The 24,727-nt window shown below is 68.9% G+C and carries 24 protein-coding genes; 16 read left to right on the top strand and 8 right to left on the bottom strand.

Annotation, left to right across the window (positions count from 1 at the left end; genetic code table 11):
- The first annotated feature begins 423 nt into the window (after positions 1–423).
- Together AC3WLF_RS12205 and AC3WLF_RS12200 are read left to right on the top strand one after the other, a co-directional pair.
- Positions 424–1,920: a collagen-like triple helix repeat-containing protein gene (locus AC3WLF_RS12205; RefSeq protein ID WP_492358279.1), complete on the top strand. Its 1,497-nt coding sequence runs from the start codon at positions 424–426 to the stop codon at positions 1,918–1,920.
- Between the two features lie 183 nt (positions 1,921–2,103).
- Entirely contained in the window at positions 2,104–3,771 is a 1,668-nt protein-coding gene (locus tag AC3WLF_RS12200; RefSeq protein ID WP_492353029.1) for a ShlB/FhaC/HecB family hemolysin secretion/activation protein, read from the top strand.
- A gap of 178 nt (positions 3,772–3,949) precedes the next feature.
- Here the strand turns inward: AC3WLF_RS12200 and AC3WLF_RS12195 are convergent, their stop codons facing one another.
- Complete coding sequence (locus AC3WLF_RS12195) at positions 3,950–4,156, bottom strand: dodecin (protein ID WP_010809809.1); 207 nt, start codon at positions 4,154–4,156, stop codon at positions 3,950–3,952.
- A gap of 234 nt (positions 4,157–4,390) precedes the next feature.
- Between AC3WLF_RS12195 and AC3WLF_RS12190 the strand changes: the two genes are divergently transcribed.
- From AC3WLF_RS12190 to AC3WLF_RS12180, 3 genes are all read left to right on the top strand, one after another.
- Complete coding sequence (locus AC3WLF_RS12190; protein WP_492318194.1) at positions 4,391–5,098, top strand: phospholipase D family nuclease; 708 nt, start codon at positions 4,391–4,393, stop codon at positions 5,096–5,098.
- A 94-nt stretch (positions 5,099–5,192) separates the two neighbouring features.
- Complete coding sequence (locus AC3WLF_RS12185) at positions 5,193–5,903, top strand: dienelactone hydrolase family protein (RefSeq protein WP_492318195.1); 711 nt, start codon at positions 5,193–5,195, stop codon at positions 5,901–5,903.
- A gap of 127 nt (positions 5,904–6,030) precedes the next feature.
- Entirely contained in the window at positions 6,031–7,572 is a 1,542-nt protein-coding gene (locus tag AC3WLF_RS12180) for an acyl-CoA synthetase (protein WP_492353030.1), read from the top strand.
- Here the strand turns inward: AC3WLF_RS12180 and AC3WLF_RS12175 are convergent.
- The gene (locus AC3WLF_RS12175) at positions 7,569–8,258 is read right to left on the bottom strand and encodes a glycine zipper 2TM domain-containing protein (protein ID WP_492318197.1); all 690 of its coding nucleotides are present in this window, start codon (positions 8,256–8,258) and stop codon (positions 7,569–7,571) included. The genes AC3WLF_RS12180 and AC3WLF_RS12175 overlap by 4 nt on opposite strands.
- Positions 8,259–8,390: 132 nt before the next feature.
- Complete coding sequence (locus AC3WLF_RS12170) at positions 8,391–8,849, bottom strand: MarR family winged helix-turn-helix transcriptional regulator (RefSeq protein ID WP_011616392.1); 459 nt, start codon at positions 8,847–8,849, stop codon at positions 8,391–8,393.
- Between the two features lie 238 nt (positions 8,850–9,087).
- Between AC3WLF_RS12170 and AC3WLF_RS12165 the strand changes: the two genes are divergently transcribed.
- Together AC3WLF_RS12165 and AC3WLF_RS12160 are read left to right on the top strand one after the other, a co-directional pair.
- Entirely contained in the window at positions 9,088–9,651 is a 564-nt protein-coding gene (locus AC3WLF_RS12165; protein WP_492318198.1) for a YggT family protein, read from the top strand.
- 140 nt (positions 9,652–9,791) lie between these two features.
- Positions 9,792–10,037, top strand: coding sequence for a hypothetical protein (locus AC3WLF_RS12160; RefSeq protein ID WP_492353031.1), 246 nt, complete (start codon positions 9,792–9,794; stop codon positions 10,035–10,037).
- A 53-nt stretch (positions 10,038–10,090) separates the two neighbouring features.
- Here AC3WLF_RS12160 and AC3WLF_RS12155 read toward each other — a convergent pair whose 3' ends face one another.
- Positions 10,091–11,071, bottom strand: coding sequence for a LysR family transcriptional regulator (locus AC3WLF_RS12155; RefSeq protein WP_492318200.1), 981 nt, complete (start codon positions 11,069–11,071; stop codon positions 10,091–10,093).
- Positions 11,072–11,132: 61 nt separating this feature from the next.
- Here AC3WLF_RS12155 and AC3WLF_RS12150 point away from each other — a divergent pair, with 61 nt between their 5' ends.
- On the top strand, positions 11,133–12,734 hold the full coding sequence (locus tag AC3WLF_RS12150; RefSeq protein ID WP_492358278.1) for an MFS transporter: 1,602 nt from the start codon (positions 11,133–11,135) through the stop codon (positions 12,732–12,734).
- Positions 12,735–12,852: 118 nt separating this feature from the next.
- Positions 12,853–13,695, top strand: coding sequence for an IclR family transcriptional regulator (locus AC3WLF_RS12145; RefSeq protein WP_492318202.1), 843 nt, complete (start codon positions 12,853–12,855; stop codon positions 13,693–13,695).
- A 15-nt stretch (positions 13,696–13,710) separates the two neighbouring features.
- Here the strand turns inward: AC3WLF_RS12145 and AC3WLF_RS12140 are convergent, their stop codons facing one another.
- Positions 13,711–14,532 carry a phytanoyl-CoA dioxygenase family protein gene (locus tag AC3WLF_RS12140; RefSeq protein ID WP_492353361.1) on the bottom strand — a complete coding sequence of 274 codons (822 nt, stop codon included), beginning with the start codon at positions 14,530–14,532 and terminating at the stop codon, positions 13,711–13,713.
- 250 nt (positions 14,533–14,782) lie between these two features.
- Here AC3WLF_RS12140 and AC3WLF_RS12135 point away from each other — a divergent pair, with 250 nt between their 5' ends.
- From AC3WLF_RS12135 to AC3WLF_RS12115, 5 genes are all read left to right on the top strand, one after another.
- Positions 14,783–15,709 carry an AAA family ATPase gene (locus tag AC3WLF_RS12135; protein ID WP_492353360.1) on the top strand — a complete coding sequence of 309 codons (927 nt, stop codon included), beginning with the start codon at positions 14,783–14,785 and terminating at the stop codon, positions 15,707–15,709.
- A gap of 5 nt (positions 15,710–15,714) precedes the next feature.
- Complete coding sequence (locus tag AC3WLF_RS12130; protein WP_492358277.1) at positions 15,715–16,737, top strand: DUF58 domain-containing protein; 1,023 nt, start codon at positions 15,715–15,717, stop codon at positions 16,735–16,737.
- The gene (locus AC3WLF_RS12125; RefSeq protein WP_492358276.1) at positions 16,734–18,704 is read left to right on the top strand and encodes a transglutaminase TgpA family protein; all 1,971 of its coding nucleotides are present in this window, start codon (positions 16,734–16,736) and stop codon (positions 18,702–18,704) included. Before AC3WLF_RS12130 ends, AC3WLF_RS12125 begins: the two co-directional genes overlap by 4 nt.
- A 123-nt stretch (positions 18,705–18,827) precedes the next feature.
- The gene (locus AC3WLF_RS12120) at positions 18,828–19,316 is read left to right on the top strand and encodes a MarR family winged helix-turn-helix transcriptional regulator (RefSeq protein WP_492358275.1); all 489 of its coding nucleotides are present in this window, start codon (positions 18,828–18,830) and stop codon (positions 19,314–19,316) included.
- Positions 19,313–20,896, top strand: a complete 1,584-nt coding sequence (locus AC3WLF_RS12115; RefSeq protein WP_492358274.1) for an MFS transporter — start codon at positions 19,313–19,315, stop codon at positions 20,894–20,896. Before AC3WLF_RS12120 ends, AC3WLF_RS12115 begins: the two co-directional genes overlap by 4 nt.
- 153 nt (positions 20,897–21,049) lie before the next feature.
- Here the strand turns inward: AC3WLF_RS12115 and AC3WLF_RS12110 are convergent, their stop codons facing one another.
- Positions 21,050–21,382 carry a hypothetical protein gene (locus tag AC3WLF_RS12110; RefSeq protein ID WP_492358273.1) on the bottom strand — a complete coding sequence of 111 codons (333 nt, stop codon included), beginning with the start codon at positions 21,380–21,382 and terminating at the stop codon, positions 21,050–21,052.
- Between the two features lie 260 nt (positions 21,383–21,642).
- Positions 21,643–23,109 carry a DegQ family serine endoprotease gene (locus AC3WLF_RS12105; RefSeq protein WP_492358272.1) on the bottom strand — a complete coding sequence of 489 codons (1,467 nt, stop codon included), beginning with the start codon at positions 23,107–23,109 and terminating at the stop codon, positions 21,643–21,645.
- Between the two features lie 181 nt (positions 23,110–23,290).
- Between AC3WLF_RS12105 and AC3WLF_RS12100 the strand changes: the two genes are divergently transcribed.
- Positions 23,291–23,767: a MarR family winged helix-turn-helix transcriptional regulator gene (locus AC3WLF_RS12100; RefSeq protein WP_492357571.1), complete on the top strand. Its 477-nt coding sequence runs from the start codon at positions 23,291–23,293 to the stop codon at positions 23,765–23,767.
- A gap of 47 nt (positions 23,768–23,814) precedes the next feature.
- Positions 23,815–24,237 carry an organic hydroperoxide resistance protein gene (locus tag AC3WLF_RS12095; protein WP_010809789.1) on the top strand — a complete coding sequence of 141 codons (423 nt, stop codon included), beginning with the start codon at positions 23,815–23,817 and terminating at the stop codon, positions 24,235–24,237.
- Positions 24,238–24,305: 68 nt separating this feature from the next.
- On the opposite strand, the gene AC3WLF_RS12090 is transcribed toward AC3WLF_RS12095, so the two are convergent.
- Entirely contained in the window at positions 24,306–24,584 is a 279-nt protein-coding gene (locus AC3WLF_RS12090; protein ID WP_492357577.1) for a GIY-YIG nuclease family protein, read from the bottom strand.
- Positions 24,585–24,727 lie beyond the last annotated feature (143 nt).

Genomic DNA, 24,727 nt, shown 5'->3' with positions numbered 1-24,727 from the left:
GGCCTGATGTGTTACGTGCTACGTAACGTGTTCCGGGATACGGGAACACGGCGGCGCGGATGACCGTGACGGGAGGCGTCGGCAGCGCGTGGCACGCCGCGCTTTCCTGGCTGGTTCGCCGTCGCCGCGAGCCCGCCGTTCCGGCTGTCTTGTTCCCTGCAGACGACACACGTTACGTAACGCGTAACGCGCGGCCGCCCTGACACCCCATCCCCGGCAGCGCCGCAAGCGGTTCCCACGGCTCCCCTGGAAGCCGTACCCGGCAAGGCTTTGCGGGCACCACACCCGACTTCCGCGGGGTCCGTTCCAGGACGCGCCGCAGCGCTGGCATACCGATTGCGCCATATCCGTCACCGCCGCACGCAGAATGCGAACGCGTTGCGCGGCCGAGCGATTTAAACGACGGGAATGAGGGAACAGAACATGCGCAAACAACAACTCGCCGTAACGGCACTCCTCGCAACCTTGCTGGCCCTGGGTGGCTGCGCCAGCGGCAGCGGATCGACCTCCATGGGCACCAGCGACACGGCGGGCACCAATGGCGGCACCAAGACCACGGGTACCGATGGCACCGGCGGCATGGGTGGCTCCGCCGGCAGCACCGACGTCGCCGGCGGCGGTACCGGTGGCACGGGCGGCGGCACGGGTGGTACCGGTGGAACGGGTGGCAACGGCGGCAACACTGGCGGCGGCGAAACGCCTACCGCACTGACCCCGACCGCCACGGTCATCAATAATGCCGGCACGGTGCTGGGCAATACGGGCAGCACCGTCACCGACCTCGGCAACCAGCTCGGCAGCGCCAACCTGCCGCTGGTGCCGACACAGACGCAAAGCGGCCTCGGCGGCGTGGTGGCCTCCACCGGCGATGCCGTGGGCGCGCTGGCCACGGGCCTGCAAGCGGGCCTGGGCAGCATCCCCAATTCGACCAATCCGGTTGGCACCACGGTCGCCAGCACCGGTAATGTGGTCACCGAACTCGGCAAGGCAGTGTCCAGCGCCGGCACCGCTGTCAGCGGCCTGGGCACCGGCCAGCTCGCGCCGCTGGCGCCACTGACCTCGCCGCTGGGCACGGTGGTGGACAAGCTGGGCGACACGGTGAGCAACGCCGGCGGCACGCTGACCACGGTCCTGTCGACCGGCGCAGTCGAGCAGGTGACCATTACCACCAGCAAGCTGATCGTGCCGATCACCTCGCAGCTGACCGGCGCCACGCAGACGCTGGGCGCGGCCACGGGCCTGGGCGCCCCGGCCAACAGCCTGCTCGCAACCGTGGGCGGTGCGCTGGCCACGGCGGGCACCAAGCTGCAACAGACCAACACGCCGGTAGTCTCGGGCGTCGGCGGCGTGGTGAGCGCCACCGGCACGACCGTGGCATCGCTGGGCGGCGCAGTGAACGGGCCCGCCAGCGGCGGCGGCCTGGGCGCGCTGAGCCCGGTCCTGGCACCGGTGACTGCGCTGGCCGGGGGGCTGACTGGCGGTGCAGGCGCTGGCGGTACGGGTTCGCCGCTGGCGCCTGTCACCAGCCTGGTGAGCAGCATCACCGGCGGCCTTGGCGGTGCCACCGGCGGCGGCACCGGTTCGCCGCTGGCACCGGTCACCAGCCTGGTCAGCACCGCCACCGGCGGCCTTGGCAGTGCCACCGGCGGCAGCACCGGTTCGCCGCTGGCACCGGTCACCACCGCGGTCAGCGGCGTGGTGAATGGCGTGGTGGGCGGCGTCACCGGCGCCGCGGCGGGCACCGGCACCACCAGCCCGCTGGCTCCCGTCACCAATGTTGTCGCCGCCGTGACCGGTGGCGCCACCTCCACCGCGGGCAGCACCACCAGCAAGGGTTCGACCACCGGCGCCACCGGCCCGATCGGCGGCCTGGTTGGCGGCCTGCTGGGCGGCCTGACCGGTGCGCTCGGCCAGAAGTAATCCTGCCTCAGCCGCTGCCCTGGCGATCGCCTGATCGCGGGCAGCGGAGCACACCAGATTCAACGTAGCGGCCACGCGCTGAGCCGGCAGCATCGGACAGCAGGCGCCCGGGGGTAGCGGCAATCCCCGCGCCAGTGGCACGCGACGTCAATAGCCGCAGTATTTCCTTACAGGGGTTTTGCCATGCGTGCACGTCATCGCGTTGCCGCGCTGCTGGTCGGCGTCGGCGCGTTCCATCACGGCCTGGTCCAGGCCGATCCGCGCAGCCCGGTCCAGGGCGACCCAACCCAGACGCTCCCGAAGATTGCTCCGGCCCGGCCGGACAGCAGCGTGACCGTGCAGGTCGAACGGCCGCAGGCGGCCATGCAGGACCTGCTCAATACACGCCTGACACCACGGCGCTTTCGCATCGAGGGCGCGAAGACGCTGCCGTTCGAGGAAGTGGCCGCGCAGTTCAAGCCGCTGGCCAACCGCGAGATCACGGTGGCGCAGCTGCTGGAAGCGGCCAACACGGTGACGCAGATGTACAAGGAGCGCGGCTATCCGCTCTCGTTTGCCTTTGTGCCGGCGCAGGATTTTGCCAACGGCGATGTGCTGATCACCGTGGTCGAAGGCTATGTGGCCAAGGTGACGGTCACTGGCAAGGCGGGCCCGGCAGAGGGCCGGCTGCGCGCCATTGCCGAGAAGCTGCAGCAGGACCGCCCGCTGCGCCAGGACCGATTCGAACACTACGTCAATGCACTGGCCCTGCAGCCCGGGCTGCAGGTGGCGGCCACGGTGCAGCCGCCGACCACCACCGACGGCGCCTGCGAGATGGTGCTCGACGTCAAGCGCAAGCCGTTCACCTTCGGCACCGGCATTGAATACATGTCGCCAGGCCTGCGCGCCATTGCCACCGCGACCACCAACAGCCTGACGCCGCTGGGCGAGCAGATTTCGGTCTCGGCACTGTTCCCCAAGGGCCGCGACAACGAGGAGTACTACGCCGCCAGCTACGCGCAGCCGCTCGGCACCGAGGGCATGATCGCGCGGCTCAATGCCTCGCACTACCGAGGCGTGCCGCAGAACGCCACGCTGGAGGCGATCGGGTTCAACCCGCGCTACGTCAACGACACCAAGCGCATCGGCGGCTCAGTCAGCTATCCGCTGCTGCTGTCCAACGCGCATACGCTCACGCTGACCGGCGGCTTCTACGGCGCCGACCAGTTCGAGCGGTACACCCACACCGCCACCGGCACGCGCGTGACGCTGGGCACCAACGTGCGCGTGGGCACCGCGGAGCTGACCTACGTTCAGCGCGGCGAAGGCGTGAGCCGCAACGCCACGCTCGGCCTGTACAAGGGTTTCGATGCGCTGGGCGCGAGCCGCCAGAACAACACCAACGACCTGAGCTTCTTCCGCACGCGGCTGCTGCTGTCGCAGTCGAAAGACCTGCCGGCGGGCTTCGGCCTCACCGTGGCCGCGGCGGGCCAGTACAGCGGCGACCGCCTGGCCTCGGGCGAGCAGATCAGCTTCGGCGGACGCTTCTTCGGGCTGGGCTATCCCGCCGGCGAAGTGGCGGGCGACAAGGGCTGGGGGGCCTCGGCGGAAATCAGCCGCCTGTTCCTGCCCGACATGACCTACCTGCGCACCATCCAGCCCTATGTGTCGGCCGACGTGGCGCGCGTGTTCTCCAACAGCGTGTCGCTGTCGCACCGCAGCCTATCATCGGTAGCCATTGGCGCGCGCTTCTCGGACCGGCGCTACTACACGCTGGATATTTCGGTGGCACAACCGGTGGGTGACAAGCCGACCAATGCAAGCCGTCGGTCGCCGCGGATCAACATGACTTATTCGTACCAGTTCGACTGAGCTGGTCGCGTTTGGGCTGACGACACCAGGTTTCCCTGCACCCGGCCGACGGCAGTCTCGCGTCGGCCGATTTTTTTTATCCCGAAGGCTGCGTCCGGAGCGAGCACGCGCACCAACCCGCACAGGCAGCGCAGCCCGTGCCGGCACGCAATACCGCCGCGCAAGCGCGGCGCCGCACTCAGCTCACGCGAAAACCGATCTTCAGCGTGACCTGGTAGTGCGCGATCTTGCCGTTCGTGATGTGGCCGCGCGTTTCCACCACTTCGAACCAGTCGATGTTCTTGATGGTTTCACCGGCCTTGGCAATGGCGCTCTGGATGGCCTGGTCGCAGCCATCGGGTGAAGATCCGACGATCTCGACCAGCTTGTAGGTATGGTTGCTCATATCCCTCTCCTTGGCGGGCGGACCCGCGGGGGTTCCATCCATCATAGGCGCGGGTGCGGATAGTCCCAAGGGCAGCGGCGGTGCACCGATGCTGCAGCGCATAGCCGGCCGCAGATCCTGTTACACAATCACGCTTTGCCAGTGGCGTATGCGGCTGCTACGCTGCGAACCCGCCCCGACGGCATGCGGCGCGCGGCGCGCGCATGCCGTCATTCACCGACGCAAAGATCCGCCGTGACTTACAGATTCATTCGCCGGGCCGTGCTGGGCCTGGGCCTGGCCGCCGCCGTGTCGGCCTTCACCTCGTTCAGTCCCTTCGCGCTGCTGGCGCATGCCCGCTCGGCTTCCACCTTCGACCAGGTGACCGACACCATCGCCAACAGCATCAGCGAGACCTTCAACGAGGCCGTCGCCAACCACTTTCCCACGCGCACCGGCAAGCCGGCCCAGCCGCCGGATGCGAAGCCGGTGCCGGCCAAGCCGTTTGCCGATGGCAGCGGCTACACGCTGTGCTTCGTGCCCGATGGCGCGAGTTGCCAGGCGCTGCTGATCAATGCCATCCGCAGCACGCGCCAGCGCCTGCTGATCCAGGCCTATTCGTTCACCAGCGCACCGATTGCCGAGGCCGTGGCGCAGGCGCACCGGCGCGGCGTGGACGTGCGCGTGATCCTGGACAAGAGCCAGCAGTCCGAGCGCTATACCAGTGCCACCTACCTCAAGCATGCCGGCGTGCCGGTGGTGATCGACAACAAGCCCGCGATTGCGCACAACAAGGTGATGGTGTTCGACGACCAGGCAGTCTTCACCGGATCGTTCAACTTCACCAAGTCGGCGCAGGAGCGCAACGCCGAGAACGGCATGCTGATCCGCGGCGACGCCGCCGTGGTCAGGGCCTACACCGACAACTGGAACAAGCGCTACCAGCAGTCGCGCGCGTACTGACGGCAGCAGCAGGGCGCCCTGCCCTGCACGAAGCGGCGCGCAGTGGCAAACTTGCAGCTTTCCTGTTCAGAGCCCTTCCGGAGAGCCTTTCCCCATGACAGCCATCCCCGACAGCCAGTGGATCCGCGTTGACACCGCAGCGGGCAGCTTCGATGCCTACCTGAGCCTGCCGCCGGCAGGCGTGCAGCCCGGCGCGCCGGGCATTGTGCTGCTGCAGGAGATCTTCGGCGTCAACGAACATATCCGCGCCGTGGCGGACCAGTACGCCGCCGACGGCTATGCGGTGCTGGCGCCCGACGTGTTCTGGCGCCAGGCGCCACGCGTGCAACTGGGCTACGAAGGCGACGACATGGCGCGCGGCATGGCGCTGCGCAAGGCGGTGGATGTCACGGCCGCGCTGGACGATATTGCCGCCGCGGTGCAGGTGCTGCGCCAGCACACCGGCGCCGGCAAGGTGGCGGCGGTGGGCTATTGCTTCGGCGGCCTGCTGTCGTACCTGAGCGCGGCGCGCGGGCTGGTGGATGCGGCCGTGCCCTACTACGGCGGCGGCATCCAGAACCAGCTGCAAGAGGCGGCGAACATCCGTGTGCCGGTGCAGTTCCACTACGGCGCGCTCGACGCGCACATCCCGCCAGAGGCCGTGCAAGGCGTGCGCGACGCCATGGCCGGCAAACCCGGCAGCGAGATCTACGTCTACCAGGGCGCGGACCACGGCTTCAACTGCTGGGCGCGCGGCTCCTACCACCAGCCCAGCGCCGCGCTGGCGCACGGGCGCGCGCTGGTGTTCCTGTCGGAAGCGCTGTAGTCCACCCCGACGCGCTGTAGTCCCACCCCGAGACGCTGCCGCCTTGCCATGGCCGGGCGGCAGCCTTTATCCTCGGCGCTTGGCTTCAAGACTTGCTGGACCCCAAACCATAACAATGGAGACCACCATGCAGTCAGAGCAGCAGCGCGCCCTGCGCAACACCATTCCCGACGCCATTGCCCGCGCCGTGCGGCGCAGCCCGGGCAAGACCGCGATCCGCTTCGGCGAACGGGCCTGGACCTACCGCCAGCTGGATGAGGCCGCGGCCCGCGTGGCCGGCGCGCTGGCGCAATGGGGCCTGCGCCCCGGCGACCGCGTGGCCGCCTTCGGCAAGAACTCAGACGCCTATGTGCTGCTGTGGCTGGCCTGCCTGCGCAGCGGCCTGATCCATGTGCCGGTCAATTTCTCGATGACGCACGCGGAAGCCGAGTACATCGTCACGCAATCGGGCGCCAGCGCGATCTTTGCCGATCCGGCGCTGGCCGACCGCGTCGAGGGCCTGCCCTGCAAGGTCAGCGGCACGCTGCACGGCGGCAAGGTGCGCGATGTCCTGGCCGCCGCCGCCAGCGGCCCCGCGGCACCGGTGTCCGATTCGCTCACCGACACCACGCCTGCGCAGATCCTGTACACCTCGGGCACCACCTCCGCCCCCAAGGGTGCCGTGCTGACCCATCGCGCGCTGCTGGCCGAATACGTCAGCACCATTGCCGCCTGCGATATCCGCGAATCGGACTACTCGCTGGCCGCGCTGCCGCTGTACCACTCGGCGCAGATGCATGTCTTCCTGATGCCGCTGCTGCTGTGCGGCGGCACCACGCTGATCGCCGACAGCCCCGAGGCCGGCTATTGCCTGCGCACCATCCACGCCGAGGGCATCACCAGCTTCTTTGCGCCGCCCACGGTGTGGATCGCGCTGCTGCGCCATGCGGACTTCGATCCGGCGCGGCTGGGGTCGCTGACCAAGGCCTACTACGGGGCCTCGATCATGCCGGTGCCGGTGCTGCTTGAGCTGCAACAGAAGCTGCCGGCACTGCGTTTCTACAACTGCTACGGCCAGAGCGAGATCGGGCCGCTGGCCACGGTGCTGGGCCCCGACGAACACGCCGGGCGCCCCGCCTCCGCCGGCCGGCCGGTACTGAACGTCGAGACCCGCATCGTCGACGAGACCATGCAGGACGTGCCGCCTGGCGAGCTGGGCGAGATCGTGCATCGCTCGCCGCAACTGCTGACGGAATACTGGGACAAGCCCGAACAGACCGCTGAAGCCTTCACCGGCGGCTGGTTCCATTCCGGCGACCTCGGCTATATGGATGCCGAGGGCTACCTGTACGTGGTGGACCGGATCAAGGACGTGATCAATTCAGGCGGCGTGCTGGTATCGAGCCGCGAGGTGGAAGAGTGCCTGTACACCCACGGCGCGGTGGCCGAGGCAGCGGTGTTCGCGCTGCCGCACCCGAAGTGGGTCGAGGCAGTGGCCGCCTGCGTGGTGCGCAAGCGCGGCCATGAAGACGCCGCCGAGGAAGAGCTGATCGCCCATGCGCGCCAGGCGCTGGCGCCGTTCAAGGTGCCCAAGCGCATCGTGTTCGTCGCGGACCTGCCACGCAACACGGCGGGCAAGCTGCTCAAGCGCCAGCTGCGCGAGGACTACGCGCAGCTGTTCGGCGCTTAGTACGGCACGGCTACGCCGTTCTCGACCTTGACGCGGTCGCCGATGCGCATCTGGTAGGCGTTGGACTGCGTCAGCGTCAGGTAGGCGTTGTCGCTGGTGCGCACGCGCACACGGTAAGCCGCGGCCGAGGATCCGGTGCGCTTCTCGACCTCGTTGCCGGCCACCGCACCGGCAACCGCGCCGCCGATGGTGGCCACGGTATTGCCGCGGCCGCCGCCGACCTGGTGGCCCAGCAGTCCGCCCACGATGCCGCCGACCACGGCGCCCGCGCCGCTGGTCGAAGGCGGCTGGCCGGGCACCACCTCAATCGCCTCGACCCAGCCGTAGCGCACGCCGTAGGCCTGGTTGCCGTAGTTGTTGCCGTAGCTGCCGTCCGGATATGACTGCTGTGGATACGGCTGCTGGGGATAGCCTTGCTGCGGGTAACCCTGTTGCGGATACCCTTGCTGCGGATACCCCTGCGGGTAGCCCGATGCCTGCGGGTAGCCCTGCTGCGCCGGGTAGCCGCTGATGGTGGTGCTGCCGCCATAGCCGCTGCTGCCGTAGCCGCTGCTGCTATAGCCGCCACCGTAGCTGCCGCCGTACCCTCCGCCATAGCCGTTGTCGTAGCCATACGGCGTGGCACACCCGGCCAGCGCACCGGCGCCAAGCACCGCAAGCACAACCGAACGAAGGGGGATGGACATGTCAGGACTCCTGCGCGCTGCGCGTGTTGGGGAATGCGCGCGAGTCTAGGGCCGCCGGCGGCCAGCGGGTGTCACCGGAACTTGTGATTGGTAACTGCCTGTAACCGGCTGGCAGTGCTGGCCTGCCGGGGCTCAGGCGCGCTCGGCGCCGTCGTCGTTGAACTGGGTGATGCGGGCCACGCGGAAAGCGCCGCGCAGCGATTCCAGCTCGGTCCGGTGCAGCATCGCCAGGCGGTTCAGGTAGCGCTCGCCCTTGGCCAGCAGGTGCACCTGCACCACGCGGCGGTCCTCGGGGTTGAGCCGGCGCCTGACCAGCCCCGCCGCCTCGCAGCGGTTGACCAGCGCCACCACGCCGTGCTGCTTTGCCTGCAGCCGCTCCGCCAGTTCGCCGATGGAAGCCCAGTCCTTGTCGGCACAACCGCGGATATGCAGCAGCAACAGGTATTGCTGCACGGTCAGCCCTTCCGCGCGCGCCGCATCTTCGGAAAATCGCAGGAAGCGCCGCAACTGGTAGCGGAAATCGGAGAGGGCCTCGAAGTCGGCCTTGGTAAGCGATGTGGATTTCCGGGACGGGGCGGACTTGCTGGGCATAAGGTGGCGAAAAAACGCAAAGGAGGAGGTAAGCGCTGTAACAACGCGCAAGACCACGGGCACGCGGCCGGTCCCGCAACCGGGGCGCACGCAATTATAGGGGCCGCGCACCGCGCCGCCAGCACAAACCTGTCCGCCAGGTCGCGTGCCCGACGCACAGTTGCATCGTGCCGGCGTCCGGCTATGGCAGAATCTGTGCGGTTGCAGACACCTTCACCCGTCACCGGAAAACGCACCGATGTTCTCGGAAATCGCTCTCTTCCTGCTGGATACCGTCTTCACCCTGTTCGGCATGGCGCTGTTGCTGCGCGTGTGGATGCAGCTCACGCGGCTGCCTACGCGCAATGCGGTGTCCCAGGGGGTGTTCCAGATCACCGACTGGCTGGTGCGCCCGCTGCGCCGGGTCATCCCCGGGGTGGGCGGCATCGACTGGGCCACGGTAGTGGGTGCATGGCTGACCGCGGTGGTGTTCCTGGTGCTGGTCGCGCTGCTCAGCGGCATCGACCTGCTCGGCTTCCTGCCGGCCATGCTGCTGACCGCCCTGCTCTACGTGCTGAAATGGGCGATCAGCCTGGTGATGTGGGTCACGCTGCTGATGGCGATCCTGTCGTGGGTCAACCCGCATTCGCCGATCACCCCGGCCATCGACCACCTGACCGCGCCGGTGCTGCGCCCGATCCAGCGCGTGGTGCCGCGCCTGGGCGGCTTCGATGTTTCGCCGCTGGTGCTGTTCGTGATCGCGCAGATCCTGCTGATGGTGATCGCGCGGCTGGGCGCCAGCATCTTCGGCATGCACTACTGAGCCAGCGGCGGCTCGGCACATTGTCCAGAATCTTGGACAGTGTATCGAGAATTGACCCTTTTTCTGCTCAGTGTGAAGTCCTACATTACAGGCACCGTGGCGCTTCCGCCACGCACCCTGCCTGAGAAGGACCTCACACCATGAAGACCATCGCCCAACGCCGCAGCCTGGCGCTTTCCCTGCTGTGCGCCGCCAGCCTGTCGTTTGCCGCGGCCGCTGCCCACGCCTCCGAACCCGTTTCCGACATCGCCCGCCTGGACGGCAGCATCGCCCACGTCGGCAAGGCTGATCCGTTCCTGGACGGCGCCAGGATCGGCCGGGCCGATCCGTACACCGATGGCGCCAAGACCACCGACCGCCGCGACGCGTTCACCGACGGCGCCTGAGTCCCTGCCCCTTCCCTTGCCACGGCCCCGGCCGTGGCGGCCCGCCAGCGCCCTCAACCCGCCGGACGGGCCTCTCCCTCAGCCTGCACGCTCGCGGCTGCTTCCGCCCCCATCCCCCCGTCCAGGCCCGCCTCGGGCTCCAGTTCGGACACCATCATCGATTCGATCGCTTCCATGAAGGCCCGCACCTTGCGCGGCTGCAGGCGCCGGTCCGGCAGCAGCGCGAATACGCGCAGCGGCGGCAGCGGGTAGTCCGGCAACACGCGCACCAGCCGCCCCTGCGCGATCTCGGCCTCGCAATAAATGACCGACAGCCGGGCGATGCCCAGCCCCGCCAGCGCGCCCTGCAGGCGCAGTTCGGCGTTGTGGGTCTGCATGCGCGGACGGATCGGCACGGACACGGTCTGGCCGTCGCGGGTGAATTCCCAGACGGTGTCGCCGGGTGTGGTCAGCGTCGGCATATTGGCCAGGTCTTCCGGGCGCAACTGCGCCGGCAGGCTGGCCGCCAGCGCCGGCGCGGCAAACAGGCCGCGTTCGACATGGTAGATGCGGCGCGCCACCGTGCCGGAGTCCGGCAGGTCGGTATCGACGACGACGAAGGCCACGTCAAACCCGTCGCGGATCGGGTCGACCAGGCCCTGGGTGATTTCCACGGCCACGTCCAGCGCCGGGTGCGCCGCCAGCGTGCGGCAGATCACGCCACCCAGCTGCTGGGCGCCGAACTCATAGGGTGTGGCGATGCGCAGCACGCCCTGCACGCGCTCTTCACGCGCCAGCGTTTCCTGGCGAATTTCGCGCAGCCGCGCAAATAAGGGGGCGACATCGCGGTAGACCGCCTTGCCAGCATCCGTGAGGCGCATGCGCCGCGTGGTGCGCTCCAGCAGCTTGGCGCCGATGGCGGTTTCCAGCCGCGCCACCGCGGCCGAGACGCGCGACTTGGGGCAGTCCAGCTGCTCCGCGGCGGCCGTGAACGTCCCCTGCTCGACCACGCAGCAGAACGCCTCCCAATCATTCCATTGGATTGTTTCGTTCACCGGACAATGTTTCCCTGACAAGCTGTAGTTCCCGACGGCAGGCCTACATTATGCTTGAGCGATGCAACAAAAGCCTGTCCCGGCTGGACCGGACGCCTCAGCCCCCGCAGTTCCAGCAGCCCCAGCCCCCGCCGCCCCCACACCCCAGCGCCCGCGCATGCAACTCGCCAGTCACCCGGAAATGGGTCACTGGCGTCTTTCATTGTTCGGCCTGACGCTCGGGCTGGTGACCGGCATCGACTTCTCGTCCACGCTGATGATGGGCGTGGCCAGCCAGCATATCCAGGGCGGCGTCGGTGCCGCGCCGGAAGATTACCTGTACGCGATCTCGGCCTACGCGGCCACCGCGGTGCTGATGAACATGGTGCTGGACCAGGTCGCGCGCCGCATCACCTACAAGCGCTTCACCATGGGGTCGCTGCTGGTATTTGTCCTGGGCTCGCTGATCTGCGCCGAGTTTGCCAGCCCCACCGGGCTGATCACCGGCAAGGCGGTGCAGGGGCTGGGCGCCGGCGGCCTGTTCGCGGCCTCGCGCATCCTGGTGCAGCTGGTGTCGACGCCGGCAGAGCGCGGCCCGCTGATGCTGCGCTTCGGCGGCGGCGCGTTCTCGATGCTGGCGATCACGCCCTGGCTGACCAGCATCTTCCTGGACGATATCGGCTGGCGCGCGGTGTTCCTGTTCCAGGCCGGCATTGCGCTGCCGGTGCTGCTGTCGGTGGCGCTGACCTACCCGGCCCGCGCGCCGCGCGACCCGCATCCGCCGGTATCGACACTGGACTGGCCCGCCGCCATCGGCGCCGCGCTGGGCGCGCTGGTGTTCCTGCACACGCTGCAGGAGATGCGCTACACGCGCTTCTTCAGTTCGCTGGAAATGCCGCTGGCCGCGCTGTGCGGGCTGGCACTGTTCGCCTTCAGCGGCTGGCGGCTGTATCGCCATCCGGACCCGTGGATCGACTTCTCGCGCCTGGCCGGGCGCCAGTACCTGTACGGACTCGGCTTCTACACGCTGTACTACCTGCTCTCGTCGGCCTGGTCGTTCCTGCTGCCCTCGCTCACGCAGACCGGCCTGGGGCTGACCTTCCGCACCACCTGCATGCTGTTGTCGACCAGCGGCACGGTGTCGGCCATCGGCGCCATCCTCATCACGCTGGGCATGGCGCTGGTGTTCCGCAAGCGGCGCGTGATCGCCATCGGCTTTGTGGTCTACGCGTGCGCGGCGATGCTGCTGTCGCAGCAGTTGATGCCGGGCGCGCCGGACTACGCGCTGGTGCCGGTGGTGCTGCTTGAAGGGCTGACGCCGGTGCTGCTGATGGTGCAGGTGGCGTCGATGACTTACCTGGAAGTGCCGGTCGAGGATTTCTCGCACGCCTACCAGTTCAAGAACGTGTGCAAGCAGATCGCCTCGGCCATGGGCACGGGGCTGGCAAGCGTGTTCATGCAGGACGGCCTGGCGCAGCACCGCACCCACCTGGTGGAGCACATCACCCGCTACAACCCGGTGCTGCAGGCGCCGGATGCGCTCTCGGCAACGAGTCTGGCCAAAATCTCGCTGGAAGTCGACCGCCAGGCCACGCTGCTGGCCGGCATGGACATGCTGCACGGCTTTGCCGTGTTGTGCGTGGTGGCGGCGGTGTTCGTGCTTGCGCAGCGCAGCTTCCGGTAAGGAACCCACGCGCCAGGCGCCAGGCCATGTCCTGGGCCGGTACTGGCGCAATCCCGCCATTTCCTCTACCCTTTCGGCCTTTCCGTGCCAATCCGGCGAACCGCGCCGGGCTACGCAAATGGCCAGCCCCACCGATTCCCGCCAGAACCCGCCGCAAGCACCGCAGACCGCCGACAGCGCCGCCGCCACGCCCGAAAAGCCGAGCGACAGCTATGTGCAGTCCTTTGCACGCGGGCTGTCGGTCATCCGGGCCTTCAACGCGCAGCACCCGGCCCAGACGCTGACCGAGATCGCCCAGGCCAGCGGCCTGACGCGCGCCGGCGCGCGCCGCATCCTGCTGACGCTGGTGGGGTTGGGCTACGTGCAGGCCGACGGCCGCCTGTTCCGGCTGACGCCCAAGATCCTGGACCTGGGCTTCGCCTACCTGACCTCGATGCCGTTCTGGAACCTGGCCGAGCCGATCATGGAGACGCTGTCGCAGCAGGTGCATGAAAGCTGCTCGATCTCGGTGCTGGACGGCACCGAGATCGTCTACGTGCTGCGCGTGCCGGCGCGCAAGATCATGACCATCAACCTGTCGATCGGCAGCCGCCTGCCGGCCTATTGCTCGTCGATGGGGCGGGTGCTGCTGGCCGGCCTGGCCGAGCCCGAGCTCGACAGCGTGCTGCGCGCCACCGACCTGCGCGCGCGCACCAGCCGCACCGTCACCGACGTGGACGCGCTCAAGGCCATCGTCGCCGACATCCGCAAGCGCGGCTGGGCGCTCAACGACCAGGAGCTGGAAGAAGGGCTGGTGTCGCTGGCCGCGCCGATCCGCAACCGCGCCGGCCACACCATCGCCGCCATCAATATCAGCGGCCAGGCCAACCGCACCAGCGCACAGGAGATGCTGGAGCGTTTCCTGCCGCCGCTGCTGGAAGCTTCGGAGAAGATCTCCGGGCTGGTCGGGCTGCGCACCTGAGCGCAGCCGCGGGGATCAGACTGCCGCGGGCAGCTCCACGCTGCCGAACTCGGCCGAGCGCGTGCCATCCAGCGGCCGGTTGCTGGCCCCGAAATACGCAAACGCCACGGACAGCTTGACCGCGTTGGACACATTGCGGCCCGCCGCATGGAACAGCCGGCTGTCGAAGAACAGCACGTCGCCGCGGTGCAGCGCCAGCGGCTGCGCGGCATCCAGCAGGGGCTGGCTGGCCGGGTGGGCTTCGATCAGGAATTCGGCCGGGTCCAGCTGGCCCGGCTCCAGCTTCGCCTGGTGCGACCCCGGGATGACGCGCAGCACGCCGTTGCGCTCGTCCTCGTCGCCCAGCGCCAGCCACACCGTCACCAGTTCCGGCCGGGCAAACGACCAGTAGCGCGTATCGCGGTGCCAGCCGGTCTGGCTGCCGTAGTGCGGATGCTTGGTCATCACGCAGTTGTGGTGCGCCAGCGTGATGCGGGCGGGCTCGCCCAGCAGCGCCTGCACCACCGCCACCAGCTTCGGGGCGCTGGCCCAGCGGCGGAAGACCTCGTCGCGCCCGTAGGCCTGGCGCAGCCGCCTGACCGTGCCGCCGCCGGCGGCATCGCGCGCGGCCGGCGCGCCGGGGTAGCCCAGGTCGGCCTCGAACTCCACCGGCGGCACCGCCGCGGCCAGGTGCTCACGCGTCACCGCCTCCAGCGCCGCGCACGCCGGCTCGTCGGCAAAGCCGCGCAGGATCACGAACCCGTTGGCGTGGAAGGCCTGCACCAGGCGCGGCAGCGCACCGGCATCGGCAGACAGGACGGAGGAAGGCAGGTCGGCGCAGGGGTCCAGCGAGGTCATTGCAGCAGGCGCGGTACAGGCAGCGGAAAGAGGAATGGGAAGGGCCGGTGGCCCGACAGGCTCATGATGCCAGAACCGGCGCAATCTGGCGCAGACGCGGCACCATAACCATGCAGACAGCACCGGGGCACCCACTCTCCGTACGGAAACAGACGGTGCTGCGTGCCGCCCGCGCCGCTACAATGCGCTGGTCTTCACCCGATATTCCCTGCATCCACCCGCTATTTCCACCTTTGCGCCGAGGTCCAACGTGACAGCTCGCCCACGCATCGTCGCTTCGCTGGCCGAGGCCCAGGCCCAGCTGGGCCGCATCGTTCTTGGCAAGCCGCTGCAGGTGCGGCTGGCGCTGGCCTGCATGCTGGCACGCGGCCACCTGCTGCTGGAAGACGTACCCGGCGTCGGCAAGACCACGCTGGCCCATGCGCTGGCGCGCACGCTCGGGCTGCAATACCAGCGCGTGCAGTTCACCAGCGACCTGCTGCCGGCCGACCTGATCGGGGTTTCGGTCTTTGTCCGCGACGCCGGCGAGTTCCGCTTCCATCGCGGCCCGGTGTTCGCGCAGGTGGTGCTGGCCGACGAGATCAACCGCGCGCCGCCCAAGACCCAGAGCGCGCTGCTCGAGGCCATGGCCGAGGGGCAGGTGACCCATGACGGCACCACGCACGTGCTGCCGTCGCCGTTTTTTGTGATCGCCACGCAGAATCCGCTGGAGCAGATCGGCACGCATGCCTTGCCCGAATCGCAGCTGGACCGCTTCACCATGCGGCTGTCGCTCGGCTATCCCGACCCCGCCTTCGAGCGCGTGCTGTACCTGGGCGGCGCCAGCGCGCCGGAGCTGCCGCCGGTGATGGATGGCAGCCAGGTGCTGGCGCTGCAGGAGGCTGCCGCACAGGTGTACGCCAGCCCGGCGCTGGTGGACTACGTGCTGGCGCTGGTGCAGGCCACGCGCAGCCACGGTGGCTTTGCCGCGGGACTGTCGCCGCGCGCGGGGCTGGCGCTGCTGGCCTGCGCGCGCGCCTGGGCCCTGCTGGCGCAGCGCAACATGGTGCTGCCGGAAGACGTGCAGGCGGTCTTCACCGCGGTGGCCGCGCACCGGCTGCTGCCGGCCGGCGCGGGCGGCCACGCCGCCGTTGCCGGCGAACTGGCCGCGCTGCAGGCCGGCGTGGCCATTCCCTGAAGGCCATGGCGGCGCGCAAAAGCGTGCTCCGCGGCGCGCCGGTCATGACGCAGTGCCGCACGGCGGGCCGGCGCCCTACCGGCGGCATACTGCTGCTGGACCGCCGCCACCTCTATATCCTGCCCACCCGCGGCGGCGTCGGCTTTGCGGTCGTGCTGGTGGCGATGCTGCTGACTTCGCTGAACTACAACATCAGCCTGGGCTTTGCGCTGACCTTCCTGCTGGCCGGCATCGGCATGGCCTGCATGTGGCTGGCCTACCGCAACCTGCTCGACCTCGCCGTGGCCGCGGGCCCGGCGGCGCCGGCTCACGCCGGGCAGGATGCCGTGTTCCAGCTGCGCATCGACAACCGCGATGCCGACGCGCGCATCGGCATCGAGGCGCGCGTGCCGACGCTGCCAAACGTGGCAACCGCCATGCTGACGCTCGATGGCAACTCCGGCGGCATGCTCGCCCTGCACGTGCCGACTGCGCGCCGGGGCCGGCTGGTGCTGCCGCGCGTGGCGATCGCCAGCCGCTTTCCGTTCGGCCTGTTCCGGGTCTGGAGCTATGCGGACCTGGACCTGTCGACGCTGGTCTATCCCGCCCCGGAGCCTGACGCCCCGCCACCGCCTGCCGCATATCGGCCCGACGCTGGCGATGGCGTGCACACGGCCGCGAGCGCGGCAAGCAGCGACGACGGCATCGACCAGCTGCGCCGCTACCGCAGCGGCGACCCGCTGCACCGCATCGCCTGGAAGCACAGCGCGCGCACCGGCCGCTGGCTCAGCCGCGCCGGCGATCCGCCGCAGCAGCCGGCGCGCTGGCTGGACTGGCACGCACTCCCCGCCGGCATGGAAGCGGAAGCGCGGCTGTCGCGCCTGTGCGCGTGGCTGCTGGCCGCCGGTGACGATGCCGAGATCGGCCTGCGCCTGCCCGGCGCAGAACTGCCGCCGGCGCGCGGCGCCAGCCACCGGCGCGCCTGCCTGGAAGCGCTGGCGTTATGGCCGCAACGGCCCGCGGCCTGCCGCGCCGGAGACCGGGCGTGAAACCCGTCGCGCGGCCGCTGCGGCATGACGACCATGGACTGCTGCTGGGCCAGCTGGCGCTGGTGCTGGCGCCGCAGGCGCGCACGCTGCCGGTGGCGGTCAGCCTGCTGCTGGTGCTGCTGCTGGGCTGGCGCTGGCTGCTGTGGCGGCGGCGGGCGCCGCTGCCCTCGCGCTGGATGCTCGGCATCACCGCGGTCATGGTGCTGCTGGTGGCCAGCGCGCTGCTGTGGCAGGACGGCGGCGGCATGGGGCGCGAGCTCGCCGTGGCGCTGCTGGGCGCCTTTGTCATCCTCAAGCTGCTGGAATGCCGCGCGCTGTCGGACGCGACGCTGGTCACGCAGCTGTCGTTCTACCTGCTGCTGACGCTGTACCTGTCCGACCAGCCGTTCTGGCTGGCGCTGTACAGCCTGGCGATCGGCGCCTGGGTACTGCGCAACTGGCTGCTGCTGCACCACCCCGAGGCGCGCAGCCGGCTGGCGATCTGGCCGCTGCTGGGACGCATGGCGCTGCTGGGCCTGCCCTGGGCGCTGGCGCTGTTCGTGCTGTTCCCGCGGCTGGAGCACCCGCTGTGGCAACTGCCGCAATCGGCGCCGCGCGGCACTACCGGCATCAGCGACACCATGCGGCCGGGCAGCGTCGGGCAGCTGATCCGTTCGCCCGAAGTCGCCCTGCGTGCCGAGGTCGCCGGCCCGCCGCTGCCCGCCGCGGCGCTGTACTGGCGTGCGCTGGTGCTGTGGGAATACGACGGCACCACCTGGCACCCGTCGCGGCAGCGCCGGCAGCAACTGGCGCCCGCGCCTGCGGCCGGCAACACGGAAGGCATCGACATCAGCATTACGCTCGAGCCCAGCCAGCAACGCTGGCTGTTCGCGCTGGACCGCGGCCAGGCGCTGTCCGCCGGCATGGACGCCGCCGCCACGCCCGACGGCGAATTCATGGTGCGCCGGCCGGTGGACCAGCGCATGCGCTATCGCACGCATTCCACGCTGTCCCCCGCGCCCGAAGCGCTGACACCCGCCACGCGCCGGCTGGCCCTGAGCCTGCCGGACGGCAATCCGCGCGCCCGCGCGCTGGCCGCCCAATGGGCCGACCGCCATGCCGATCCCGCCGCGCGCGTGCAGGCCGCGCTGCGGCTGTTCGCGGCGGCGCCCTTTGCCTATACGCTGAGCCCGCCGCCGCTGGGCAGCGAACAGGTCGACAGCTTCGTGTTCGACACCCGGCGCGGCTTCTGCGAGCACTACGCCAGCAGCTTCGTCTTCCTGATGCGCGCCGCCGGCGTGCCCGCGCGCGTGGTCACGGGCTACCAGGGTGGCGAGTACAACCCCATCGGCAACCACTACGTGGTGCGCCAGTCCGATGCGCATGCCTGGGCCGAGGTCTGGCTCGACGGCCGCGGCTGGGTGCGCGTGGACCCGACCAGCGCCGTTGCCCCGGGCCGCATCGAACAGGGGCTGGATGCGGTGGTGGGCAGCGAAGCCGCGGACTGGCGGCCGTCTCAGCAACCGGCATGGCTGAAGGACCTGCGCTGGGCCTATGAGGGCATCGTCTACACCTGGCAGCGCTGGGTGCTGCAGTACGACCATGCGCAGCAGCAGCGGCTGCTGCTGGCACTCGGCGCCGGCGTGGGCGCCGGGCAGTTGCTGGCCGGCGTGCTGGGCGCACTGTGCCTGCTGGCGCTGGTGCCGCTGTGGCGGCGCCGCGGGCCGGCAGACCCGGTCGATGCGGCCTATGCCCGCTTCTGCGCCCTGCTGGCCCGCCACGGCTGCGAGCGCGCCCAGGCCGAAGGACCGCAAGACTTCGCCGCGCGCGCCGGCGCACGGCTGCCGCGCGCGGCCGACACGATCGCTGCCGTCAGCGCCGCCTATGTCGGCTTGCGCTACGGCAACCTGCCGGCCGCGGGCCATGCGCAGGCGCTGGCAGCGATGCGGGCAGGCATTCGCCAGATCGCCGCGGCGTTGCGGCATTAAGCCCCCGCCGGCCAGGCCGGCCGGCACGCCCTGTCGGGATTAGCTTCGTTTGATATAATTACATATGTAACTATATCGAATGTAACCGATCCGCCGCTCGCGTGGATCGCAACGCCTCCCGCCATGTCTTTCGAGCAACGCATCGACCGCTTCTGCGCCAGCCATCCCGAGGCCCCGCGCGACCTGATCCTGGCCTCCAGGCTGCTGCTGCGCACCGCGCGCCTGCTGCGCGGCCATATCGACCAGGCGCTGGCCCCGTTCGAACTGGACATGAGCCAGTACCTGCTGCTGAGCATGCTTGCCGTCGACGAAATCCGGCCCAGCATGCCGTCCGAGCTGGGCGCCACGCTGGACGCCACGCGCACGCAGATGACGCGGCTGCTGGACGGCCTGGAAGCGCGCGGGCTGCTGCGCCGGCGGGCGTCGGCCAGTGACCGGCGCAGCCTGGAGCTGACCCTGACCCCGGCCGGGCGCCGGCTGCTGGAGCGCGCCGCGCCGGCGGTGCATGGCGCCTACGGCGAGGCCTGGGCGCCGCTCGGCGCAGGTGGCCTGGCCAGCGCCACGCGTGCGCTGACCCAATTGCACCAGACCCTGGAGGGGCTCCAGCCATGAATCCCGGCTCACCCTGGCAGCCTCTGTGGCGATTGCGCGTCAGCATGCGGTGGCTGCGCTGGCTGAGCCACCGGCAGCGCCAGACCCTGCTGATGATGCTGCTGGCGCTGGCCACCGGCGTGGAGTTCCTCGAGAACATCATGTTCGTGTTTGCCTCCAGCCATATCGTCGGCGGCCTCGACGCCGACCCGCGCAGCTTTGCGCTGGTGCAGGCGGCCTACGCGGTGGGCAGCATGCTGATGATCCTGAAGCAGCAATGGCTGTCGCGCCGGTTCGGCTACCGCTACTACCTGACGGGGGCACTGCTGCTGTTCATGGCGGGCACGGTCGTGGCCGCGACCAGCCATGCGCTGCCGCAGATGGTGGTGGCGCGCTTTATCCAGGGCGTGGGCGGCGGCGCGCTGTTCACCAGCTGCCGCATCCTGGTCAACGTGCTGTTCGGCCCGACGGCGCGTCCGCGCGCCGCCCGCATTTTCATGATCGGCATCTTCTCGGCGTCGGCGCTGGGCCCGGCCTTCGCCGCCGAGCTGATCGACCATGGCGTATGGCAGGACGTGTTTTACGGCGTGCTGCCGTTCGCCGCGCTGGCCACGCTGGGTGCCTGGCTGCTGCTGCCGGATGCGGAGCCGCGCACCGATACCGGCGGCCCCGCGCTCGGGCCGCTGCTGCTGTTCGGCGCCGCCATCGTGACCTTGCAGGCGGCGCTGACCGAGGCGCGCTTCGACGTGTTCTCGCACCCGCTGCGGCTCGCGCTGGTGGCCGCCGCGGGCCTGGCGCTGCTGGCCGTGTTCCTGTGGCACCAGTGGCACCACAGCGAACCCGTGCTGCACCTGCGCGCCCTGCGCCACCCGGTGTACCTGACCGGCCTGGCGATGTACTTCGTGTACTACATGATCAGCAACCTGAGCGGCTACCTGTTCCCGATCTATGCCGAGCAAGCGTTCAAGATCCCGCTGGCCACCACCGGCTGGCTCAACACCTTTGCCGCGCTGGTCAGCCTGGCCGGCATCTTCGTCTACCTGCAGGTGGCGCCGCGCCTGACGCGCAAGAAGCCGCTGATGGTCGCCGGCCTGGTGCTGATGGCCGCCACGGCATGGTGGTTCTTGCAGATGCCGCCCGACGCCGGCCCGCCGGCGCTGGCATGGGGGCTGGTCGGCAAGGGCCTGTTCGGCGTGCTGGTGATCATCCCCATTGCCGGGCTGACGTTCCGGGCGCTGGATCCCGATGAATTCGCCCATGGCTACCGCAGCAAGAACCTGATGCGGCAGGTCGCCAGCTCCTTTGCCTCGGCGCTGGGTGCGGTGCTGCTGCAGAACCGCCAGTTCGCGGTGCACGACAGCCTGCTGCACGCGGTGGGCCAGCGCCCCGCCGAAACCGAACACTGGATGGCTGCCATGCAGGCGGCATTGGCCGCGCGCGGCTTCGATGCGGCGCAGGCCCACCTGGGCGCGCTCGCGCAACTGAGCGGGCTGATCGAGCAGCAGGCCAGGCTGATTGCCTGCGAGGATATCTATCGGCTGATTGCGGTGCTGGCGCTGGGCGCGGCGGCGTACATGCTGCTGCAGCGGCGGCTGCCCTGAAGCCCGCGCGAGCGGCTACGCGCAAGCGGTGCGACGACTGGAACTACTGCGGAACAGACGCGGAATCTTGGGGAGAAGCGAAGGCACCGCGCACGAGGCGATGGCGCGGACGGGTCGCAGTGCCGGCGGATGCGGCACCGGCGAAGTACCTGCTCAGAACAGCGACAGCTGGCGCATGCCGAAACCGATGGTCTCTTCCACGCGCGCACGGGCGTGGGCCAGCGAGCCTTCTGCGCCAGAGTAATTGCCGGCGGCCCAGTGGTAGACCACGGGGATATCGCCGCGCTCGGACAGGCGCACTTCGCCAAGCTTGTCGCCGCGTTCGTTGCGGTAGAAGTGTGAGCGATAGCCGCGCTCCCAGTGGGGGGCGACAATCTTCTTGCGCCGCCGGGGCTTCGGCGCGGAGCCGGCGGTGGACGTCGTGGACGTCAGTCGCCGCGCTCTATCGGTACCCGGCGTGATGGCGCGGGTGAAATCCAACTGCATAGACTTCCTCTTTGTCGATTCAGCAGAACCAGGGTCGGCGGGGGCTACCGCCGCATGCTTCGTGCATCGCAGTCGAGATAATACCTGCTGGCGCGCTTTCTGTAAGCAGTTCGTTGCGCTGAATCCCGCCTCCGGCAAGGCTTAGCGGGCCGTATACCGGCTTCGTATACGTGTCGGTATACGTCGGGGTATACGGCCCGAGCGGGCAGCAAAGCCTTGCCAGTTAACGGCTTGCGGGCAGTCTGGCGTGCCCGCGGCAATCAGCCCAGGTCGAGCGGAATGAAGATGCGCGCATCGTCGCGCTGCACCAGCAGTGCCACCTGCTTGCCCGATTTCGATACCAGCGACCTGAGCTGCTCGGCCGAGCTGATGGGCGTGCCGTTGAGCGACAGGATCACGTCGCCCGGCTGGATGCCGACGCGCGCAGCGGGACCGGCCACGTCCTCGACCACCAGGCCGCCGTCGATGCCGCTGTCACGCTTCTCTGCCGGCGTGAGCGGGCGCACCGCCAGCCCCAGCCGGCCGCCAGCCTCGCTGCTGCCGCCCTTCTGTGCGACGGCCCGGTCCTTGGCCGTGCCCACCGTCACCAACAGCGTCATCGGCTGGCCCTTGCGGATGATCTTCAGCGAAGTCTGCGTGCCCGGCTTGATATCGGCCACGTGCTCGGGCAGGTCGCCCGAATGGTCGATCACGTCATTGTCCAGCTGCATGATGACGTCGCCGGGCTTCAGGCCAGCGCGCGCGGCCGGGCTGTCGGGCTCGACCGAGTTGACCAGCGCACCGGTGGGCTTGGGCAGCCCGAACGATTGCGCCAGCGCCTGGTTCACCTCCTGCACGCTGATGCCGAGGCGCCCGCGCGTGACCTTGCCATGCGCCACCAGCTGCTGCTGTACCTTGGTGGCCACGTCGATCGGGATCGCGAACGACAGGCCCTGGTAGCCGCCGGTCTGGCTGTAGATCTGCGCGTTGATGCCGACCACCTCGCCGCGCTGGTTGAACAGCGGCCCGCCCGAGTTGCCGGGATTGACGGCAACGTCGGTCTGGATGAACGGCACATAGGTATCGTCCGGCAGCGAGCGCGACTTGGCGCTGACGATGCCCGCGGTCACCGTGTTCTCGAAGCCATAGGGAGAACCGATCGCCAGCACCGGCTCGCCCACGCGCACCCGCGAAGGATCGCCCAGGCGCACGGCCGGCAGGTTCCTGGCATCGATGCGGATCACGGCCACGTCGGTCTGCGGATCGCTGCCGAGCACCTTGGCCTTGAACTCGCGGCGGTCGGTCAGCTTGACGGTGACCTCCTGCGCGCCGTCGACGACGTGCGCATTGGTCAGGATCAGCCCGTCCGGGCTCACGATAAAGCCCGAGCCCAGTCCGCGCACCAATTGCTGCTGGCCGCCCTGCGGACCCTGGAGCTGCGGCCCGAAACGCTTGAAGAACTGGAACAGGGGATCGTCCGGATCGATGCCCGGCGGCATCTGCGCCGAGGTGCGCTGGGCGCGCGCGGTGACGCTGATATTGACCACGGCGGGCCCGTACTGTGCCACGATGCCGGAGAAATCCGTCGGTGCGGCCACGGCGGCCACCGGCTGCGCAGGCGCGGCGGCTGGCGCAGGTGCCGCGTACCCCGGCGTGATGACTTCCTTCTGCAGATAGGCATAGCCGCCGCCAAGGGCGGCAAGGGCCGCGATACCAACGGCCGTGCGAGCAATGGTCTGGCGCATCATGTGTGGTTCCTTTCCTTGTGCATCAGGCGTCGGCATTTTGCGACGCAACACGGTCATGCTAGCGACCCAGACTTAAAACAGACTTAAGGGTCAGCACCTGGCCATGCACGGGCGTATCGAGCACATTTCGGGAAATGAAAATTTATATTGCGCACAATCTAATTGCGTCTAATATATCGTCATGGAACGCAACACGGACCCCTCCCCAGATTTGCTGTTACTGGATCGCCAGCTGTGCTTTGCGCTGTATTCGAGCTCACTGGCCATGACCAAGTTGTACAAGCCGCTGTTAAGTGAGCTTGGACTTACTTATCCGCAATACTTGGTGATGCTAGTGTTGTGGGAGGCAGAAACGCTGACGGTCTCGGAACTCGGCGCGCGGCTGGCGCTGGACTCGGGGACGCTGACGCCGCTTTTGAAGCGGCTGGAGACGGCGCGGCTGGTCACGCGCACACGTGACGCAGCCGACGAACGGCGGGTGCTGGTCAGCCTGACCGACTCCGGCCACGCATTGCGCCAGCGCGCAGCGCGTATTCCTGAACAGATGTTGTGCGCCACGCAGTGCCCGGTCGAAGAGATCCAGGCCCTGACGCAGCGCCTGCATGCACTGCGGTCGACGCTTGAACAGGCGCGGACCGATTCCAGCCTGCCGGACTGACGGCAAGCATTGATACGCCCCTCTCGGGCAACAAACCGGAGCCTTAGATGAAACTCGAAAAAGTCGTTTATACCGCCCATGCCACCGCCACCGGCGGCCGTGACGGCCGTGCCACCACGTCCGACGGCCAGCTCGACGCCAAGCTGGCCGTGCCCAAGGAAATGGGTGGCGCCGGCAATGGCCTGAATCCGGAACAGCTTTTTGCTGCCGGCTATTCGGCCTGCTTCCTGGGCGCCATGCGCTACGTGGCCGGCCAGCAGAAGATCACCGTGCCCGCCGATGCCACGATCGAAGGCGCGGTCGGCATCGGCCCGATCCCTCAAGGCTTCGGTATCCAGGTCGAACTGAAGATCTCGCTGCCGGGCTTCGAGCGCGAGGCTGCCGAAAAGCTGGTCGAACAGGCGCACCAGGTGTGCCCGTACTCGAACGCGACGCGCGGCAATATCGACGTGACGCTGACTGTGGTCTGATTCTGCAGGCATGGAAAAGGCCGGTATCGCGAAGGCGATACCGGCCTTTTTGTTTTGTCGCCCTGCGGCTACTGGGCCGGCTCGCCTGTTGGCAGTTGCGCGCAAAATGCGCGCTTCTGCTTCGAACTCAGGCGTTTGATCTCGATTTCCGCCTTCAACGCTTCGGATTTCGTGTCGAAGCGCAGTTGGCCCAGGACGCGTATCGGCTTTCGCGATCGCGTGTATTTAGCGCCTTTTCCGGACAGATGCTCGGCGAAGCGGCGGGCAACATCGGTCGTGATCCCGGTGTAGATGGAATCGCCGGTGCATTCGAGCAGATAAAGGTACCAGGCGCTGTCAGCCGACATGGATGGGTAATGGGGATTCAGCGGTAATGGTATTACGCCGGAGCGGCGGCGGCGAGCCATTCCATCTTGCGCCGCGCCAAAGCAAAAACCCCCAGCCTTTTGGGGCTGGGGGTTCTGCAGTATAAGAGCCTGGCGATGACCTA

The organism is Cupriavidus sp. FW306-01-F10A, assembly GCF_058782785.1.
This window is presented reverse-complemented; position numbering and strand designations above follow the sequence as displayed.

Bases quoted from the DNA above. Each gene is read 5' to 3' on its own strand.
- AC3WLF_RS12205 (WP_492358279.1), top strand. From the start codon at position 424: ATGCGCAAACAACAACTCGCCGTAACGGCACTCCTCGCAACCTTGCTG.
- AC3WLF_RS12200 (WP_492353029.1), top strand. From the start codon at position 2,104: ATGCGTGCACGTCATCGCGTTGCCGCGCTGCTGGTCGGCGTCGGCGCG.
- AC3WLF_RS12195 (WP_010809809.1), bottom strand. From the start codon at position 4,156: ATGAGCAACCATACCTACAAGCTGGTCGAGATCGTCGGATCTTCACCC.
- AC3WLF_RS12185 (WP_492318195.1), top strand. From the start codon at position 5,193: ATGACAGCCATCCCCGACAGCCAGTGGATCCGCGTTGACACCGCAGCG.
- AC3WLF_RS12180 (WP_492353030.1), top strand. From the start codon at position 6,031: ATGCAGTCAGAGCAGCAGCGCGCCCTGCGCAACACCATTCCCGACGCC.
- AC3WLF_RS12175 (WP_492318197.1), bottom strand. From the start codon at position 8,258: ATGTCCATCCCCCTTCGTTCGGTTGTGCTTGCGGTGCTTGGCGCCGGT.
- AC3WLF_RS12170 (WP_011616392.1), bottom strand. From the start codon at position 8,849: ATGCCCAGCAAGTCCGCCCCGTCCCGGAAATCCACATCGCTTACCAAG.
- AC3WLF_RS12165 (WP_492318198.1), top strand. From the start codon at position 9,088: ATGTTCTCGGAAATCGCTCTCTTCCTGCTGGATACCGTCTTCACCCTG.
- AC3WLF_RS12160 (WP_492353031.1), top strand. From the start codon at position 9,792: ATGAAGACCATCGCCCAACGCCGCAGCCTGGCGCTTTCCCTGCTGTGC.
- AC3WLF_RS12150 (WP_492358278.1), top strand. From the start codon at position 11,133: ATGCAACAAAAGCCTGTCCCGGCTGGACCGGACGCCTCAGCCCCCGCA.
- AC3WLF_RS12145 (WP_492318202.1), top strand. From the start codon at position 12,853: ATGGCCAGCCCCACCGATTCCCGCCAGAACCCGCCGCAAGCACCGCAG.
- AC3WLF_RS12140 (WP_492353361.1), bottom strand. From the start codon at position 14,532: ATGACCTCGCTGGACCCCTGCGCCGACCTGCCTTCCTCCGTCCTGTCT.
- AC3WLF_RS12130 (WP_492358277.1), top strand. From the start codon at position 15,715: ATGGCGGCGCGCAAAAGCGTGCTCCGCGGCGCGCCGGTCATGACGCAG.
- AC3WLF_RS12120 (WP_492358275.1), top strand. From the start codon at position 18,828: ATGTCTTTCGAGCAACGCATCGACCGCTTCTGCGCCAGCCATCCCGAG.
- AC3WLF_RS12115 (WP_492358274.1), top strand. From the start codon at position 19,313: ATGAATCCCGGCTCACCCTGGCAGCCTCTGTGGCGATTGCGCGTCAGC.
- AC3WLF_RS12110 (WP_492358273.1), bottom strand. From the start codon at position 21,382: ATGCAGTTGGATTTCACCCGCGCCATCACGCCGGGTACCGATAGAGCG.
- AC3WLF_RS12105 (WP_492358272.1), bottom strand. From the start codon at position 23,109: ATGATGCGCCAGACCATTGCTCGCACGGCCGTTGGTATCGCGGCCCTT.
- AC3WLF_RS12100 (WP_492357571.1), top strand. From the start codon at position 23,291: ATGGAACGCAACACGGACCCCTCCCCAGATTTGCTGTTACTGGATCGC.
- AC3WLF_RS12095 (WP_010809789.1), top strand. From the start codon at position 23,815: ATGAAACTCGAAAAAGTCGTTTATACCGCCCATGCCACCGCCACCGGC.
- AC3WLF_RS12090 (WP_492357577.1), bottom strand. From the start codon at position 24,584: ATGTCGGCTGACAGCGCCTGGTACCTTTATCTGCTCGAATGCACCGGC.